The organism is Streptomyces sp. NPDC029151, assembly GCF_055564315.1.
In genome coordinates this window covers 334,714-350,736 of record NZ_JBVHWQ010000007.1, presented here as the reverse complement: position 1 = coordinate 350,736, position 16,023 = coordinate 334,714, and the positions used below count along the sequence as shown (strand labels likewise).

At 73.7% G+C, this 16,023-nt stretch carries 15 protein-coding genes, 1 tRNA gene and 1 pseudogene; 10 read left to right on the top strand and 7 right to left on the bottom strand.

From position 1 onward, the window contains the following. Window positions 1-60: 60 nt before the first annotated feature. Window positions 61-148 (bottom strand) — tRNA-Leu (locus tag ACZ4VF_RS26515). Between the two features lie 235 nt (window positions 149-383). On the opposite strand from ACZ4VF_RS26515, the gene ACZ4VF_RS26510 reads away from it, so the two are divergent. From ACZ4VF_RS26510 to ACZ4VF_RS26500, 3 genes are all read left to right on the top strand, one after another. Continuing rightward, the gene (locus tag ACZ4VF_RS26510; RefSeq protein ID WP_467929013.1) at window positions 384-1,709 is read left to right on the top strand and encodes a M20/M25/M40 family metallo-hydrolase; all 1,326 of its coding nucleotides are present in this window, start codon (window positions 384-386) and stop codon (window positions 1,707-1,709) included. A 145-nt stretch (window positions 1,710-1,854) separates the two neighbouring features. Further along, the gene (gene chpH / locus ACZ4VF_RS26505; protein WP_467929012.1) at window positions 1,855-2,088 is read left to right on the top strand and encodes a chaplin ChpH; all 234 of its coding nucleotides are present in this window, start codon (window positions 1,855-1,857) and stop codon (window positions 2,086-2,088) included. Between the two features lie 119 nt (window positions 2,089-2,207). Continuing rightward, the gene (locus ACZ4VF_RS26500) at window positions 2,208-3,071 is read left to right on the top strand and encodes a chaplin family protein (RefSeq protein WP_467929011.1); all 864 of its coding nucleotides are present in this window, start codon (window positions 2,208-2,210) and stop codon (window positions 3,069-3,071) included. Window positions 3,072-3,139: 68 nt separating this feature from the next. Here the strand turns inward: ACZ4VF_RS26500 and ACZ4VF_RS26495 are convergent, their stop codons facing one another. Continuing rightward, on the bottom strand, window positions 3,140-3,328 hold the full coding sequence (locus ACZ4VF_RS26495) for a DUF5703 family protein (RefSeq protein WP_014671721.1): 189 nt from the start codon (window positions 3,326-3,328) through the stop codon (window positions 3,140-3,142). Window positions 3,329-3,375: 47 nt separating this feature from the next. Here ACZ4VF_RS26495 and ACZ4VF_RS26490 point away from each other — a divergent pair, with 47 nt between their 5' ends. Next, a complete protein-coding gene (locus ACZ4VF_RS26490; protein WP_467929010.1) occupies window positions 3,376-4,134 on the top strand; it encodes a hypothetical protein in 759 nt (252 codons plus the stop codon). Between the two features lie 92 nt (window positions 4,135-4,226). On the opposite strand, the gene ACZ4VF_RS26485 is transcribed toward ACZ4VF_RS26490, so the two are convergent. Both ACZ4VF_RS26485 and ACZ4VF_RS26480 read right to left on the bottom strand, forming a co-directional pair. Continuing rightward, a complete protein-coding gene (locus ACZ4VF_RS26485; RefSeq protein WP_467929008.1) occupies window positions 4,227-6,683 on the bottom strand; it encodes a helix-hairpin-helix domain-containing protein in 2,457 nt (818 codons plus the stop codon). After that, entirely contained in the window at window positions 6,680-7,663 is a 984-nt protein-coding gene (locus tag ACZ4VF_RS26480) for an aldo/keto reductase (RefSeq protein WP_467929006.1), read from the bottom strand. The genes ACZ4VF_RS26485 and ACZ4VF_RS26480 overlap by 4 nt, the downstream gene beginning before the upstream one ends. A 167-nt stretch (window positions 7,664-7,830) precedes the next feature. On the opposite strand from ACZ4VF_RS26480, the gene ACZ4VF_RS26475 reads away from it, so the two are divergent. Beyond that, on the top strand, window positions 7,831-8,886 hold the full coding sequence (locus tag ACZ4VF_RS26475; RefSeq protein WP_467929004.1) for an LLM class F420-dependent oxidoreductase: 1,056 nt from the start codon (window positions 7,831-7,833) through the stop codon (window positions 8,884-8,886). Between the two features lie 277 nt (window positions 8,887-9,163). Then, window positions 9,164-9,538: pseudogene (locus tag ACZ4VF_RS26470) on the top strand (ferritin-like domain-containing protein); the annotation flags it as partial. 36 nt (window positions 9,539-9,574) lie between these two features. On the opposite strand, the gene corA reads toward ACZ4VF_RS26470, so the two are convergent. Further along, window positions 9,575-10,570, bottom strand: coding sequence for a magnesium/cobalt transporter CorA (gene corA / locus ACZ4VF_RS26465; protein WP_467929181.1), 996 nt, complete (start codon window positions 10,568-10,570; stop codon window positions 9,575-9,577). Window positions 10,571-10,632: 62 nt separating this feature from the next. Between corA and ACZ4VF_RS26460 the strand changes: the two genes are divergently transcribed. From ACZ4VF_RS26460 to mshC, 4 genes are all read left to right on the top strand, one after another. After that, the gene (locus ACZ4VF_RS26460) at window positions 10,633-11,319 is read left to right on the top strand and encodes a histidine phosphatase family protein (RefSeq protein WP_467929003.1); all 687 of its coding nucleotides are present in this window, start codon (window positions 10,633-10,635) and stop codon (window positions 11,317-11,319) included. 90 nt (window positions 11,320-11,409) lie between these two features. Beyond that, complete coding sequence (locus tag ACZ4VF_RS26455) at window positions 11,410-12,000, top strand: DUF3090 domain-containing protein (RefSeq protein ID WP_467929002.1); 591 nt, start codon at window positions 11,410-11,412, stop codon at window positions 11,998-12,000. Further along, on the top strand, window positions 11,964-12,803 hold the full coding sequence (locus ACZ4VF_RS26450) for an SCO1664 family protein (protein WP_467929000.1): 840 nt from the start codon (window positions 11,964-11,966) through the stop codon (window positions 12,801-12,803). The genes ACZ4VF_RS26455 and ACZ4VF_RS26450 overlap by 37 nt, the downstream gene beginning before the upstream one ends. A 93-nt stretch (window positions 12,804-12,896) precedes the next feature. After that, on the top strand, window positions 12,897-14,126 hold the full coding sequence (gene mshC, locus ACZ4VF_RS26445) for a cysteine--1-D-myo-inosityl 2-amino-2-deoxy-alpha-D-glucopyranoside ligase (protein ID WP_467928999.1): 1,230 nt from the start codon (window positions 12,897-12,899) through the stop codon (window positions 14,124-14,126). 116 nt (window positions 14,127-14,242) lie between these two features. Here the strand turns inward: mshC and ACZ4VF_RS26440 are convergent, their stop codons facing one another. Both ACZ4VF_RS26440 and ACZ4VF_RS26435 read right to left on the bottom strand, forming a co-directional pair. Next, a complete protein-coding gene (locus tag ACZ4VF_RS26440) occupies window positions 14,243-15,166 on the bottom strand; it encodes a PAC2 family protein (RefSeq protein WP_467928998.1) in 924 nt (307 codons plus the stop codon). Window positions 15,167-15,330: 164 nt separating this feature from the next. After that, complete coding sequence (locus ACZ4VF_RS26435; protein WP_467928996.1) at window positions 15,331-16,002, bottom strand: FadR/GntR family transcriptional regulator; 672 nt, start codon at window positions 16,000-16,002, stop codon at window positions 15,331-15,333. Between the last annotated feature and the right edge of the window lie 21 nt (window positions 16,003-16,023).

The window sequence follows — 16,023 nt, the reverse complement described above, 5'->3', positions numbered from 1 at the left end:
ACAAGTCTAGGAAGCCGGACCCGGGCACGCGAAAGGCCCCTGCCGAAGCAGGGGCCTTGCTGGTGTCCGAGGGGGGACTTGAACCCCCACGCCCGATAAAGGGCACTAGCACCTCAAGCTAGCGCGTCTGCCATTCCGCCACCCGGACAAGGTGTCTGTCGTGCGAGGTTTCCCTTTTCGGCGGGGTTTCCCTCGCGGCGACGAAGGAAACATTACCAGGCTTTCCGGGGTGGCTGATCACCCCCCGTCCCCGGAGCCGGACGCGCGTGAACGGCGTGTCACAGGCCGGGCCCGGTCTTGGGCCCGGGGCGGGGCCGGAGAGAGGATGAGAAGGACCCCCCAGCAGTGGCGGGACCATCGGCAGTGACAGCGGGAGGAAGCACGTGAGCGAGACGGACACGGCCAGGAGCGTCACCGGCGAGGACGAGGTCGTGGACCTCTGCCGCGAGCTGATCCGGTTCGACACCAGCAACTACGGCGACCACTCCGGCCCCGGCGAGCGGGGGGCCGCCGAGTGGGTCGCCGAGAAGCTCGCCGAGGTCGGCCTGGAGCCGAAGATCTACGAGTCGCACCCCGGCCGCGCCTCCACGGTGGCCCGCATCGAGGGCGAGGACCCGTCCCGGCCCGCGCTGCTCATCCACGGCCACCTGGACGTCGTACCGGCCAACGCGGTCGACTGGACCCACGACCCCTTCTCCGGGGAGATCGCGGACGGCTGCGTGTGGGGACGCGGGGCCGTCGACATGAAGGACATGGACGCCATGACGCTGGCGGTCGTCCGGGACCGGCTGCGCAGCGGGCGCCGGCCCCCGCGGGACATCGTGGTCGCCTTCCTCGCCGACGAGGAGGCCGGCGGCACCTACGGCGCCCGCTACCTGGTCGACCGCCACCCCGAGCTGTTCGAGGGCGTCACCGAGGCGATCAGCGAGGTCGGCGGCTTCTCCTTCACCGTGAACGACCAGCGGCGGCTCTACCTCATCCAGACGGCCGAGAAGGGCATGCACTGGATGAAGCTGACCGTGGCCGGCACCGCCGGGCACGGCTCGATGATCCACCGGGACAACGCCATCACCGAGCTGTCCGAGGCCGTCGCCCGGGTCGGCCGTCACCGGTTCCCGGTGCGGGTCACCAAGACCACCCGCGCCTTCCTCGACGAACTGGGCGACGCGCTCGGCACCGAGCTGGACCCGGAGGACATGGAGGCCACCATCGCCAAGCTCGGCGGTATCGCCAAGCTCATCGGCGCCACCCTGAGCAACACCGCCAACCCCACCCAGCTGAACGCCGGCTACAAGGTCAACGTCATCCCGGGCGAGGCCACCGCCCACATCGACGGCCGCTTCCTGCCCGGCCACGAGGAGGAGTTCCTCGCCGACCTCGACCGGCTGCTCGGCCCGCACGTGCGCCGCGAGGACGTGCACGCCGACAAGGCCCTGGAGACCAGCTTCGACGGCGCCCTGGTCGAGGCCATGCAGTCCGCGCTGCTCGCCGAGGACCCGACCGCCAAGGCCATCCCGTACATGCTCTCCGGCGGCACCGACGCCAAGTCCTTCGACGACCTCGGCATCCGCGGCTTCGGCTTCGCCCCGCTGAAGCTGCCCCCGGAGCTGGACTTCGCCGGCATGTTCCACGGTGTGGACGAGCGCGTCCCGGTGGACGGGCTGCAGTTCGGCGTGCGGGTGCTCGACCGGTTCATCGACGCGTCGTGACGTTCCGTTCCGGCCATTCGGGCAGTCGTACGACACCTCCTGAGAAGGGTGAATGCGACGATCGGTTCGTAGCTTCATCAGTCCCTCCTCGTTACAGCTGATGTGATCCCGCGCCTTGGGGTCGCATTGCCAACTAGGAGGAAGAATGATCAAGAAGATCGTCGCTGCCGCGGCTGCCACCGGTGGGCTGGTTCTCGCGGGTGCGGGCCTTGCCGTCGCCGACTCCGGTGCCCAGGGTGCCGCCGTGGGCTCCCCGGGCGTGGTGTCCGGCAACGTCATCCAGGTGCCCGTGCACGTCCCGGTGAACGTGTGCGGCAACACGATCAACGTGATCGGGCTCCTGAACCCCGCCTTCGGCAACGCCTGCGTCAACAAGTGACGCAGGCTCCCTGAGGGGCGTCTTTTTTACGAGCCGTCGGCCTCGGAGCGCGCGCCATGCGCTCCGAGGCCGACCGGTCTTTCACGAGCGAAGAGATGGAAGGCAGGGGGGATTTCAGCATGCGACAGGGAACGCGCAAGAGCCTGATGACCATGGCGGCGGCGACCGGTGTGATCGCCGCGGCGGGCGGTTACGCCCACGCCGACTCCGGCGCGGCGGGCAGCGCCGGGGGTTCGCCCGGCGTACTGTCCGGCAACACGGTGCAGGCGCCGGTGCACGCACCCGTGAACATCTGCGGCAACACCGTGAACGTGGTCGGGCTGCTCAACCCGTCGGTGGGCAACACGTGCGCCCACCACGGCGGCACTTCGGGAGCCTCCACGGGGGGCGGCCACAGCGGCTCCGGCGGCGCCCACGCGGGCGGCCACACCGGCGGTTCGCCCGGCGTCGGCTCCGGCAACACCGTCCAGGTGCCGATCGACGTCCCGGTGAACGTGTGCGGCAACAGCGTCGACGTCGTCGGCGCGGGCAACGCCACGACGGGGAACGACTGCGCCGACGAGGGCGGGTACGGCAACCATCCGGGGAAGCCGGGCCACCCCGGCCACCCCGGCCACCCCGGACACCCCGGACACCCTGGCCACCCGGGCGAGCCCGGGCACCCGGGTCACCCCGGTCAGCCTGGCAAGCCGGGCACTCCCGGAACCCCGGGCCACCCCGGCAAGCCGGGCAATCCCGGTCACCCGGGCGACTCCGGCACGCCCGGCCACCCGGGCCACCCTGGTACTCACCCCGGCACCGGCACCCACGCCGGCACCGGCTCCGCCGGCCACGCGTCGTCCCACGTCACGGCGCGGACGGGCAGCTCCGCCCAGCTCGCCCACACGGGCAGTGAGGTGCCGCTCGGCCTCGCGCTGCCGGCCGGCGCGGGCGCGCTGCTCGCGGGCGCGGTGATCTACCGCAAGGCCCGGGCCGCGGCCTGACCGGACGACGGAGCGGGCCCTGCCATGCCGGCGGGGCCCGCTCCGTCACGTCCGGTCACTGCCCGGACTCACCACGTGGCACGCACCTGGCGGATGATCCGCCGGCGCAACCGCACCCTGCGGCTGCCGTCGCGCAACAGGCTCAGTCGGTCCAACTCCCAGTGTCCGTACTCGGCATGGTCCGTCAGCAGACGTGTGGCCTCCTTGCGGGAGACCCCGCGAGGCACGTACACGTCGACAAATTCGTATTCCGGCATCGCATCTATTGTGCGGGCTGGTGCCCGGTACGGATAGCGTCTGCACTATGTCTGATGCTGCGCAGCCCACCGCTGCCGAGGTACGCGCCGCCGCCGAGGCCGTCAAGACCGCGCTCGACCGTCATCTGGCCGCGGTCGAACGCAGGTCGGGGGAGGACGACCCGGCCGTCTCCGAGGCGTTCAACCAGCTGGCCGCTGCCGCCGAGGCGTACGACGAGCTGCTCTACGACCGTTACGACGAGGTCACCCCCTTCGAGATCCCCGGTGCGGAGGACACCCTGCCGCCGTACGCGGGCCCGGAGGAACCCCACGCGATCAGTGTGTTGATCCGCCGGGACTACACCGTCACCGAACCCCAGCGCCTGCTGGCGCAGGCCCAGCGCGTGGAGGCGGCGGAGTACGACGACGGCCCGGACGAGGACGCTGTCGCCGGGACCGTCCCCGGGGCGCTCGGCATCCTCTTCGGCGAGTTCGAACCGGACGAGATCGCCTCCCGGCACAAGGAGTTCGGCCTGGAGGAGGGCGACTCCACGCTCTGGGTCACCGCGGCGGAGGAACCGCCCGAGGCCGGGGAGTGGCTGGAGGCACCGTTCGAGCACGTCGATGCGCAGCAGGTGGTGTGCCGGTTCGACGTGAGCGCGGTCTTCGACGACGACGTCTCCGACGGTGAGGACGGGGACGACGACCTGGAGTTCGTCGAGGACGACGAAGACGGCGAGGACGACGAAGACGGCGAGGACGGCGAGGAAGCGGAGTCGGAGGACGTCGAGGACGAGGACGGGGAGCCCCTCGACGCCCGGAAGTAGCCGAGAAGTGAGGGCGACGGCGGTGCCGTAGGGGCCCTGGGGCCGTTACGGCACCGCCGGACGCGGCCGCGCGGTGGCGGAAGCGGAAAGGGTCAGGCGCCCTGCGCGTGCAGAAGCGTCTGCAGACGGGTCGTGCGGGGCTTGGCCGGGATCTCCGCGACCGCCTTCGGCAGGGCCTGTTCCACGCCGTGCACCACGGACAGGTGCCGCTCCGCCCGGCCGAACGCCGTGTACACCCAGGGCCGGCTGAGCACCTGCGCCGCGTCGCCGGGCAGGACCACGACCGCCGCGGGCCAGCGGGCGCCCACCGCCTGGTGCGCGGTCAGCGCCCACCCGTGCCGGACGCTGCCCTCCACCCGCTCCCGGGGGACGACGACGGGGGCGCCGGCGCACGACAGGTGCAGCCCGTCGGCGTCGGCCTTCACCACCACACCGGGGACCGTGCGCCCCGGCGCGGGGGAGTGGGCGACCCGGTCGCCGGGGTCGAAGCCGCCGAACCGGCCGGGGCCGGGGTTGAGGCGCTCCTTCAGGGCGGAGTTGAGGGCGCGGGTGCCCGCGGCACCGCCGTGGCCCGGGGTGATCACCACGGTCTGGTCGGCCGGGACGCCCAGCGCCCGCGGCACCGAGTCCGCGACCAGCTGCACCGTGCGGTGCACGGCCTCGGCCGCGTCCCGCACCGGCACGATGACGAGCTCCTTGCCGGGGGCGTCGACCTGGGTCAGCTCGCCGATGCCGATGCCGGAGACCAGCTCGCCCAGCGGACCGGGGTCCGGGACGCGGGAGGCGGTCTGCGGGCAGACCCGGGCCGCGAGCAGGTCGGCGAAGACCCGGCCCGGACCGGCCGACCACAGCACGCCGGGGTCGCCGCTGAGCACCAGCCGGGCCCCGTCGGGCAGCGACTCCACCACCATCGCGGCGCTCTCCACGTCCAGCTGGGGCGCGTCCAGCACGATCAGCAGGTCGAGTTCCAGGGCGCCGTCCGCGTCCCGGCCCGGCCCCTCGGCGCCGGACAGCAGCCCGGCGACCGTGCCCACGCCCTGCTCCGCCGGTTCGCCGCCCAGCCGCTCGGCCAGGCGCCGGCTCCCGTCCGGCGCGTGGCAGGCGGCGAAGGCCCGCAGGCCCGCGGCGCGGGCGGCCCCGAGCAGCGCGGCCGGTTCGGTGCGGGCCGCCTCCCCGCCGGTGTGCAGCACCAGGGCGTGCCCGGCGACCGCGCGCGCCAGCTCGGCCGCGCCGCCGGACAGGCCGGCGGCGACCGTCTCCCAGGCCTGCCCGGCCTCCCCGACCGGGGAGTTGACCAGGCGGGCCAGGCCGTCGGCGAGGCTCTCCTCGGCCAGTGCGTACCGCTCCAGGCCGACGAGGACCCGGACCGGCCGTTCCTGTTCCTCCTCGTCGGTGTCCTGGGCCGCGGGGGCGCCGGGCTCCTCCAGGGCGTCCTGGAAGACGAGTGCCTCGCCCTCGGCGAGCGCGCCCTGCACGGCCGCGTCCGGGTCCGGCACGCCCTGCCGGCCCAGCGCCGCGGTGAGCGCGGGCAGGTCCAGTGCGGTGTGCCCGGCCACGGCCGCCTGCTCCAGCAGCCAGACGGTCATCGCGCGGCCCCGCCGCTCGTCGTCCGGGCCGCAGGCGGCGCCGAGCAGCGCCCGCGCGAAGCCGTCGGCCTGCTCCGGCCGTACGCCGCCGACCCGGAGCAACTGCCAGGGGTCCTCCCGGAGCGCGGTGTCGGCGCCCTCGCCGAGGACCGCGGCGACCTGGGCGGCCAGGGCTTCGGGGGCGCCGCCCTCGGCCAGCACACGGCGTACGGCGTCGACGGTCCGCGGTGCGGGGCCGCTGGGCACGGCCGGCGCGGGGGCGGGCCGGGGCTTGGGCGCCGGTTCCGGGGCGGCGCGGCGCGGGGCGGGCGCGGGCTCCGTGAACACCGCGGCCACCGGCTTCTCGCCGCTCTCCACGGCCCGGATCGCCGCGAGCAGGTCGGCGGCCTTGCCGCTCAGCTTCCCGCCGGCGTCGATCGGGCCCTGCTTCTCCGCCTTGCGCCGCTCGATCCGCTCCCGCTCCAGCCGCTGCGCAGCCAACTCGGCCTCCGCCTCGGACAGCTCCCCGGCCGCACCGTCGGAGCCACCCCCTTCGCCCCCGCCGGCACCCGCCGCGCCTTCGGCGGCGTCCGCACCCCCCGGGCTCTCCGCGCCCTCGGCGGTGCCCGGGCCGTCGGCGTCCGCCGCGTCGCCGGTGGCGTCCGTGGTGGCCGCGGTATCGGCGTCCCCGGCGGCGCCGGGGGTTTCCACGCCCTCGGCGCCGACCACTGCGGCCCCGTCGGCAGCGCCCGCGCCCTCAGCCGTCCCGGCGCTCTCGGCAGTTCCCCCGGCCTTGGTGGCCCCCGCGCCTTCGGCAGCAGCCCTGCCCTCGACAGCGGCCCCGGAGGCCTCCGCGCCCCCGGCGGCCCCCGCACCCTCGGCCGCGGCGCCCCCTTCGGGCCCCCCGCCCGGGGCCCCGTGGGGCTCACGGGTGTCCGGCGTCCCCGGCCCGGCTTTCTCCGTGGTCTCCGGCTCCGTGCTCACAGCGTGCTCCAGTCGTGATCGGGATAGCGGTGCACGGGCGCCGACACATCGTCCAGCGCCCGGCAGATCTCGTCAGGAAGACTAAGGGCCTCCACTGACAACGCCGCCGTGAGCTGCCGCGCGTTGCGCGCGCCGACGATCGGCGCGGCCACTCCGGGCCGGTCCCGGACCCAGGCGAGGGCCACCTGCAGCGGGGTCACGGCGAGCCCGTCGGCGGCCGTGGTCACCGCGTCCACGATCCGGGTCGCCGTGTCGTCCAGGTACGGCTCCACGAACGGCGCCAGGTGCTCGGACGCGCCGCGCGAGTCCGGGGGAGTGGCGTGCCGGTACTTCCCGGTCAGCACGCCCCGGCCGAGCGGGGAGGAGGGCAGCAGGCCCACACCGAGGTCGAGCGCGGCCGGCAGCACCTCCCGCTCCACGCCCCGCTGCAGCAGCGAGTACTCCATCTGCGTGCTGGCCAGCCGGGTGCGGGCGCCCGGCGCGGCGAGCTGCCAGGTGGCCGCCTTGGCCAGCTGCCAGCCGCAGAAGTTGGAGACGCCCGCGTACCGGGCCCGGCCGCTGCTCACCGCGAGGTCGAGGGCGTGCAGCGTCTCCTCCAGCGGGGTGTCGGGGTCGTAGGCGTGGATGTGCCACACGTCGACGTAGTCCGTGCCCAGGCGGGCCAGGGAGGCGTCGAGCGCGGCGAGCAGATGGCCGCGGGAGCCGTCGAAGCGGCGGTCCGGGTCGGGGATGCTGCCCGCCTTCGTGGAGACGACCAGGTCACGGCGCGGTACCAGACCGTCCATGAGCCGCCCGAGCAGGTACTCCGCCTCCCCGTGGCCGTACACGTCGGCCGTGTCGACCAGGGTGCCGCCGGCCTCCCAGAACGCCTTCAGCATGTCCGCCGCGTCGTGCTCGTCGGTGTCCCGCCCCCAGGTGAGGGTGCCGAGTCCGATCCGGGACACGCGCAGGCCGGTCCGGCCGAGATGCCTCTGCTCCATGTGCGCGAGATTACTGGCCAGAACCGGTGCGGTGGGTTGCCTGTGGACAACCGGACCGGCTGGTGGGGGCGGGGTGACGCGGCCACGCCGGGTGGGTGCCCACGCGCCCGCCCCCGCGCTAAGGTCGGCCCCACAGGCACGTTACTCATGGGTAAGGGGATTCGGCCATGCAGCTCGGGATCAACCTCGGCTACTGGGGTGCCGGAATGGACGGCGACAACCTGGCCGTGGCGCAGGAGGCCGACCGGCTGGGCTACGCGGTGTGCTGGGCCGCCGAGGCCTACGGCTCCGACGCGGCCACCGTGCTCAGCTGGGTCGCGGCCCAGACCGAGCGCATCGACGTCGGCTCGGCGATCTTCCAGATCCCGGCCCGCCAGCCCGCCATGACCGCGATGACCGCGGCCACGCTCGACTCGCTCTCCGGCGGCCGCTTCCGGCTCGGCCTCGGCGTCTCGGGCCCGCAGGTCTCCGAGGGCTGGTACGGCGTCAAGTTCGACAAGCCGCTGTCCCGCACCCGCGAGTACGTGGAGATCGTCCGCCGGGCGATGACCCGGGAGCGGCTGTCGTACGAGGGCGAGCACTGGACGCTGCCGCTGCCCGGCGGCCCGGGCAAGCCGATCAAGCTGACCGTGCACCCGCAGCGCGAGCACATCCCGCTGTACATCGCCGCGATCGGCCCGAAGAACCTGGAGCAGACCGGCGAGGTCGCCGACGGCGCCCTGCTCATCTTCCCCTCCGCCGAGCACCTGGAGGAGACCACCATGAAGCACCTGCGCGCGGGCCGTGAGAAGGCCGGCCTGACGCTCGACGGCTTCGACGTGTGCCCGACCCTGCCGATCGCCCTCGGCGACGACAAGGACGTCTCCCGGCTCGCCGACACCTTCCGCCCCTACACCGCGCTGTACGTCGGCGGCATGGGCAGCGCCAAGCAGAACTTCTACAACCAGCTCGCGCAGCGCATGGGGTACGAGAAGGAGGCCGCCGACATCCAGCGGAAGTACCTGTCCGGGGACAAGGAGGGAGCCGCCGCCGCGATCCCGCACGACCTCATCGACCGCACCACCCTGCTGGGTTCCGTGGACCGGATCGCCGACCGGATGAAGGCCTACGCCGACGCCGGCGTCACCACCCTCAGCCTGTCCCCGGCCGGCTTCACGCTGGAGGAGCGGCTCGCCTCCCTGCGCGCGGGCAGCGAGGCCCTGGAGCGCGCCGGGCTCGCGTAAAGGGGGGTTTCCACGGCCGTGGTGGGGGCTCGGGGGTCTTCCCCGCCACGGCCGTCACAGGGAACAACGCGCCCGGAGCCGCGCGGTTACGACCCCCCGCCGTCCTTCTTCCGGCCGAGCCGCCCCGCACCCCCGTTGGGGCTCACGGCCGTCCGCAATCGACGCCTTCCTTGCGGAAACCCGCGGAATCTGAGCGAAGAGGCGGCGGCCATGCTGCCGGTCAAGGGCCCTTTCCAGCTGATCCTCGCCCACGACGAGTCCCTCCGGCTCCGCCGCTCCGTCGCCGGCGGAGGACATGCTCCCGGAACGCGACGGCATCGGTATCGCCCACGACAGGCTCGGGCGGGACGAGCCGCTCACCGAGCGGGACGCCGTCGCCCGCCTCGCGCACGGCCGGCTGATCCAGCGCACCCTGCGTGCCTGCGCGCTCGCCGGGATCCGCGTCCACCGGGACATCAGCCTCGCCGTCACGGCCCGCACGGGCCGCGTCCCCGGCCGGACCCGGGCGGGGCCGGGCAGGGCCGGTGCCGCTCGCGGCCGGCATCCGCGCCGTCCACGCCCGCGAACCGCCTCGCCGGCCGGCACCGCACGGCCGGCCTGCGCATGCCCGGGCACCGCGGACGCCCTCGGCGGACCGGCGACCCCGGCTCCGGGTGGCGCGCAGGGTCCCGGCCGCGCACAGGGCCCCTCACAGCCAGCCGCGCCGCTTGAACAGCCGGTACAGCAGCACCTCCAGCACCGCCATCAGCACGATCACCGCCGGGTACGACGCCACCCAGTGCAGCTCCGGCATGTGGTCGAAGTTCATGCCGTAGATCCCCGCGATCATCGTGGGCACCGCGGCCATCGCCGCCCACGCCGAGATCTTCCGCATGTCGTCGTTCTGCCGCACGCTCATCTGCGCCAGGTGCGCCGACAGGATGTCCGACACCAGCCGGTCCAGGCCCTCCACGGACTCGTTCACGCGCGTGAGGTGGTCGCCCACGTCCCGGAAGAAGGGCCGCGCCTCGTCGTGCACGTAGGGCACCGCGCCGCCGAGCGGGCCGTTGCCGGCCAGCCGGGTCAGCGGCACCGTCAGCGGCCCGGTGGCCCGGCGGAACTCCAGGACCTGCCGCTTGAAGGTGTAGATCCGGGACGCGATGTTGCGGGAGGCGCCGGTCTCCGGCTGGAACACCTCCGCCTCCAGCTCGTCCAGGTCGGTCTGCAGCTCCGTCGCCACCTCCAGGTAGTGGTCCACGGTGGCGTCGGCGATCGCGTACAGCACGGCGGTGGGCCCCTTGTCGAGCATCTCCGGCTCCTCCTCCAGCCGGCGCCGCACGTCCGCCAGGGGCGAACCCTCGCCGTGCCGGACGGTCACCACGAAGGAGTCACCGACGAAGACCATCACCTCGCCTGCCGAGACGGTGTCGCTGTCGGGCTCGTACACGACCGGTTTCAGCACCATGAACAGGGAGTCGTCGTACACCTCCAGCTTCGGCCGCTGATGCGCCTTCAGGGCGTCCTCCACGGCCAGCGGATGCAGCCCGAACTCGTCGGTGACCAGGTCGAACTCCCGCTCCGACGGTTCGTACAGCCCGATCCACACGAAGCCGCCCGCCGCTCGTGCCTCGGCGAGCGCGTCCGACAGGTCCTCCGGCCCCTCGGTGCGGTGTCCATGCCGGTAGACGGCGCAGTCCATGATCACGCTGCGCATTCTCCCTTCGCCCGACCACCGGCGCACCGGACGGTGCGCCTACCCTGGTCCGCATGCCCACGCTGATCCTCGTCAGGCACGGACGGTCCACCGCCAACACCTCCGGAGTGCTCGCCGGGCGGACGCCCGGCGTCGCCCTGGACGAGCGCGGCGCCCGGCAGGCCGCCGCCCTGCCCGCACGGCTCGCCGCCCTGCCGATCTCCGAGGTCGTCACCAGCCCCCTCCAGCGCTGCCAGGAGACCGTACAGCCGCTGCTCCAGGCCCGCCCCGGCCTGCGCTCCCACACCGACGAGCGGATCGGGGAGTGCGACTACGGCGACTGGTCCGGCCGCAAGCTCGCCGAGCTGAAGGACGAGCCGCTGATGGAGGTCGTCCAGGCCCACCCGTCCGCCGCCGCCTTCCCCGGCGGGGAGTCCATGCGGGCCATGCAGACCCGCGCCGCCGAGGCCGTACGCGAGTGGAACGCGCGCGTGGAGCGGGAGCACGGTGCCGACGCCGTCTACCTGATGTGTTCCCACGGCGACATCATCAAGGCGCTCGTCGCCGACGCCCTCGGTCTCCACCTCGACCTCTTCCAGCGGATCTCCGTCGAGCCCTGCTCCGTCACCGTCATCCGCCACACCCGCCTGCGGCCGTTCCTCGTCCGCCTCGGGGACACCGGGGACTTCGCTTCGCTCGCCCCGCGCGAGGAACCCGGTGACGGCGACGCACCGGTCGGGGGCGGTGCGGGCGCACCGTGATCGTCGGCCGCAGTAGGGTGAAGCGACCCACCCCGTCGCGCATCCGCACCGCCGAACCGCTCGAAACCACGAAATCAATGGAGACAGGACGTGTCCCGTCAGGTGTTCCTCTACGACCAGCCGGACCGCTTCGTGGCCGGCACGGTCGGACTGCCCGGGCGCCGTACGTTCTTCCTCCAGGCCACCGCAGGCCCCCGGGTGACCAGTGTGGTCCTGGAGAAGACCCAGGTCGCCGCGCTCGCCGAGCGCATGGACGAACTGCTGGACGAGGTCGTACGCCGTAGTGGCGGCAGCGCCGCGGTTCCCGCCGTGGCCCCCTCGGAGATCGCCGACACAGAGCCCCTCCAGACCCCCGTCGAGGAGGAGTTCCGCGTCGGCACCATGGCGCTGGCCTGGGACGGCGAGGACGAACGCATGATCGTCGAGGCCCAGGCCCTGGTGGAGCTGGACGCCGACACCGAGGAGGACCTCGCGGAGGCCGAGGAGCGGCTGCTCCAGGACGAGGAGAACGGACCCCCGATGCTGCGGGTCCGGCTGACCGGCGCGCAGGCCCGGGCCTTCGCCAAGCGCGCCCTCGACGTCGTCAACGCCGGGCGGCCGCCGTGCCCGCTGTGCAGCCTCCCGCTCGATCCGGAAGGACACGTATGTCCGCGCCAGAACGGATACCGCCGCGGGGCGTGACGGCCGCCCCCGCCGCGGCCGGCCCGCCCCCCGCCGAGCTGCTCGCGCGAGGTGAGCTGACCGTACGCGGCCGGATCCGCGAGGCGTCCAACGCGGCCCTGTTCTGCACGGTCGCCCTGGACGGCCGGGAAGCCTCCTGCGTCTACAAGCCCGTGGCCGGCGAGCGCCCCCTGTGGGACTTCCCCGACGGCACCCTCGCCGGCCGCGAGGTGGCCGCCTACGAGGTCTCCGAGGCCACCGGCTGGGGGCTCGTGCCGCCCACCGTGCTGCGCGACGGGCCCTACGGCGAGGGCATGTGCCAGCTGTGGATCGACGTCCACGCCGAGGCCGAGCTGCTCGCCCTGGTCGACGGCGAGGAACCGGAGCCCGGCTGGAAGGCCATCGGGTTCGCGGAGGTCGGCGAGGGGCGCACCGCGCTCCTCGTGCACGCCGACGACGAGCGGCTGCGCCGGCTCGCCGTCCTGGACGCCGTGATCAACAACGCCGACCGCAAGGGCGGCCATCTGCTGCCGACCGCCGACGGCCGGCTCTACGGCATCGACCACGGCGTCACCTTCAACGTCGAGAACAAGCTGCGCACGCTGCTGTGGGGCTGGGCCGGGGAACCCCTCGCCCCGGACGCCGTGGACGTCCTCAAGAGGCTGCGGGACGGCCTGCGCGGGGCGCTGGGCGAGCGGTTGGCCGCACTGATCACGGCGGCCGAGATCGACGCCACGCGCGCGCGTGTCGACGCGCTGCTCACCTCCGGCCTGCACCCGGAACCGAGCGGGGAGTGGCCCGCCATCCCCTGGCCGCCCGTGTAAGCACATCCGGCGCCGAGGTACAAGAACGCGAATCCGGCCATCCGGCCCGATCCCGTTCGTACCCGCAGCTCGGCGCCGGTTAGGCTCATGTACATGCATGCCTGGCCCGCTTCCGAGGTCCCCGCCCTGCCTGGTCAGGGCCGCGACCTGAGGATCCACGACACCGCGACCGGCGGTCTGGTCACCCTCGACCCCGGTCCCGTCGCCCGCATCTACGTCTGCGGCATCACGCCGTACGACGCGACCCACATCGGTCACGCGGCGACCTACAACGCGTTCGACCTCGTCCAGCGCGTGTGGCTCGACACCAAGCGGCAGGTCCACTACGTCCAGAACGTCACCGACGTCGACGATCCCCTGCTGCAGCGGGCGGACCGGGACGGCGTCGACTGGGTCGCCCTCGCCGAGAAGGAGACCGCCCTCTTCCGCGAGGACATGACCGCCCTGCGGATGCTCCCGCCGCAGCACTACATAGGCGCCGTCGAGGCGATACCCGGCATCGTCCCGCTCGTGGAGCGGCTGCGTGAACTCGGCGCGGCCTACGAGCTGGAAGGCGACGTCTACTTCTCCGTCGAGTCCGACCCGAACTTCGGCAAGGTCTCGCGCCTGGACGCCGCCGCGATGCGGCTGCTGTCCGCCGAGCGGGGCGGCGACCCGGACCGCCCGGGCAAGAAGAACCCGCTCGACCCGATGCTGTGGATGGCGGCGCGGCCCGGCGAGCCCAGCTGGGACGGCGGCACCCTCGGCCGGGGCCGGCCCGGCTGGCACATCGAGTGCGTGGCCATCGCCCTCGACCACCTCGGCATGGGCTTCGACGTCCAGGGCGGCGGCTCCGACCTCGCCTTCCCGCACCACGAGATGGGCGCCTCGCACGCCCAGGTGCTCACCGGCGAGTTCCCCATGGCCAAGGCGTACGTGCACGCCGGCATGGTCGCCCTGCACGGCGAGAAGATGTCCAAGTCCAAGGGCAACCTCGTCTTCGTCTCCGCGCTGCGCCGCGACGGCGTCGACCCCGCCGCCGTCCGCCTGGCCCTGCTGGCCCACCACTACCGCGCCGACTGGGAGTGGACCGACCAGGTCCTCCAGGACGCCGAGGCCCGCCTGGCCCGGTGGCGCGCGGCCGTCTCCCGCCCCGACGGCCCGACGGCGGACGCCCTGGTCGAGGAGGTCCGCGAGGCCCTGTCCCACGACCTCGACGCCCCCGCCGCGCTCGCGGCGGTGGACCGCTGGGCGGCCCGCCAGGAGCAGGAGGGCGGCACGGACACGGGCGCGCCGGGCCTGGTCACGCGTGCCGTGGACGCGTTGCTGGGAGTGGCCCTCTAGGCACCGCGAGGAGCGGCGGCGCCCCGTCCGGGGCGCCGGGAACCGACGGCGACACGGACAAGGGGCGCTTCCCACCGGGAAGCGCCCCTTCTCCGTACCCTCAGGCGTGTACGGCCTCAGTCCTCCGGGCCGTCCTCGTCATCCTCCCTGGGGCCGCCGCCGCCACCGGCCGGAGGCCTCTGCTTCCCGCCCGGAGGGCCCACGTCCCGGCGCCGCAGATACCGCTCGAACTCCCGCGCGATCGCCTCGCCGGACGCCTCCGGCAGCTCCGCGGTGTCCCGCGCCTCCTCCAGCGTCTGGACGTACTCGGCGACCTCGCTGTCCTCCGCGGCCAGCTGGTCCACGCCCACCTGCCAGGCCCGCGCGTCCTCCGGCAGCTCACCCTGCGGGATCCGCAGGTCCAGCAGGTCCTCCAGCCGGTTGAGCAGCGCCAGCGTCGCCTTCGGGTTGGGCGGCTGGGAGACGTAGTGCGGTACGGCCGCCCACAGCGACACCGCCGGGACGCCCGCGTGCGTGCACGCCTCCTGCAGGACGCCGACGATGCCCGTCGGCCCCTCGTACTTGGTCTCCTCCAGGTCCATCCGGCGGGCCAGGTCCGGGTCGGACGTGACCCCGCTGACCGGCACCGGACGCGTGTGCGGGGTGTCTCCGAGCAGGGCGCCCAGGACGACCACCAGCTCCACGCCCAGCTCGTGCGCGAAGCCGAGCAGCTCGTTGCAGAACGAACGCCAGCGCATGGACGGTTCGATACCGCGGACCAGCACCAGATCGCGGGGCTTCTCCCCGCCGACACGGACCACCGACAGCCTCGTCGTCGGCCACGTGATCTTGCGCACACCGCCGTCCATGAACACCGTGGGGCGGTTCACCTGGAAGTCGTAGTAGTCCTCGGCGTCCAGCGCCGCGAACACCTCGCCCTTCCACTCGCGTTCCAGATGCGCGACCGCCGTGGAGGCGGCGTCGCCGGCATCGTTCCAGCCCTCGAACGCGGCCACCATGACTGGGTCGATCAGCTCGGGAACCCCCTCCAGCTCGATCACCCAGTGCCTCCTTCCGACGTGCCCTCGCTTGACTCACCAACCTTACGGCGTCCGGCGGGGGCGCCCGCAGCCCCCTTGCACGGGGGAGTGAACGGATCACTGCCCCGTTCCCGGGCCCCGAACACCCCCGGTCAGCGGCGAGGCCCCGCCTCCCCGGCCCGCGCTCACAGGGTGCCGCGCAGCCACCGTTCCACGCTCGCGACGTGCACCGTCGCCCAGGAACGCGCCGCCTCCGCGTCCCGGTCGCGCAGCGCGTCCAGGATCGCCCGGTGCTCGCGCAGCGTGCGGCCGACCGCGTCCTCCTGGGTGAGGCCCCGCCAGATCCGCGCCCGCGTGGCGGGCCCGGACAGCCCGTCCAGCAGTGAGCACAGCACCGAGTTCCCGGCGCTCCGCACGATGCTCCGGTGGAACTCCAGGTCGGCCAAGACCAGTTGCTCCACCGAGGGCCGCGGGCCCAGCGCGTCCAACCGCGCCGCCAGCGCGTCCAGTTGGTCCTCGCCGATCCGGGAGGCCGCCAGCGCGGTCGCGGCCGGCTCCAGGATCCGGCGCACCGCCAGGAACTCCAGCACGGTGTCGTCGCGGTGGTAGTCCACGACGAAGCTCATCGCCTCCAGCAGCAGCTGCGGGTCGAGGCTGGTGACGTACGTGCCGTCGCCCTGCCGGACGTCGAGGATCCGGATCAGCGACAGCGCCCGTACGGCCTCCCGCAGGGAGTTGCGGGACAGACCCAGTCCGGCGGCGAGTTCGCTCTCCTTGGGCAGCCGGTCGCCCGGCCGCAGCGCACCGGAGACGATCATGCCCTTGATCTTCTCGATCGCCTCGTCGGTGACTGCCACGGCCGGTCTCCTGTCGCCCAG

Coding starts and splice junctions, on each gene's coding strand:
- chpH (WP_467929012.1), top strand. CDS start 1,855: ATGATCAAGAAGATCGTCGCTGCCGCGGCTGCCACCGGTGGGCTGGTT.
- ACZ4VF_RS26500 (WP_467929011.1), top strand. CDS start 2,208: ATGCGACAGGGAACGCGCAAGAGCCTGATGACCATGGCGGCGGCGACC.
- ACZ4VF_RS26495 (WP_014671721.1), bottom strand. CDS start 3,328: ATGCCGGAATACGAATTTGTCGACGTGTACGTGCCTCGCGGGGTCTCC.
- ACZ4VF_RS26490 (WP_467929010.1), top strand. CDS start 3,376: ATGTCTGATGCTGCGCAGCCCACCGCTGCCGAGGTACGCGCCGCCGCC.
- ACZ4VF_RS26480 (WP_467929006.1), bottom strand. CDS start 7,663: ATGGAGCAGAGGCATCTCGGCCGGACCGGCCTGCGCGTGTCCCGGATC.
- ACZ4VF_RS26475 (WP_467929004.1), top strand. CDS start 7,831: ATGCAGCTCGGGATCAACCTCGGCTACTGGGGTGCCGGAATGGACGGC.
- ACZ4VF_RS26460 (WP_467929003.1), top strand. CDS start 10,633: ATGCCCACGCTGATCCTCGTCAGGCACGGACGGTCCACCGCCAACACC.
- ACZ4VF_RS26450 (WP_467929000.1), top strand. CDS start 11,964: ATGTCCGCGCCAGAACGGATACCGCCGCGGGGCGTGACGGCCGCCCCC.
- mshC (WP_467928999.1), top strand. CDS start 12,897: ATGCATGCCTGGCCCGCTTCCGAGGTCCCCGCCCTGCCTGGTCAGGGC.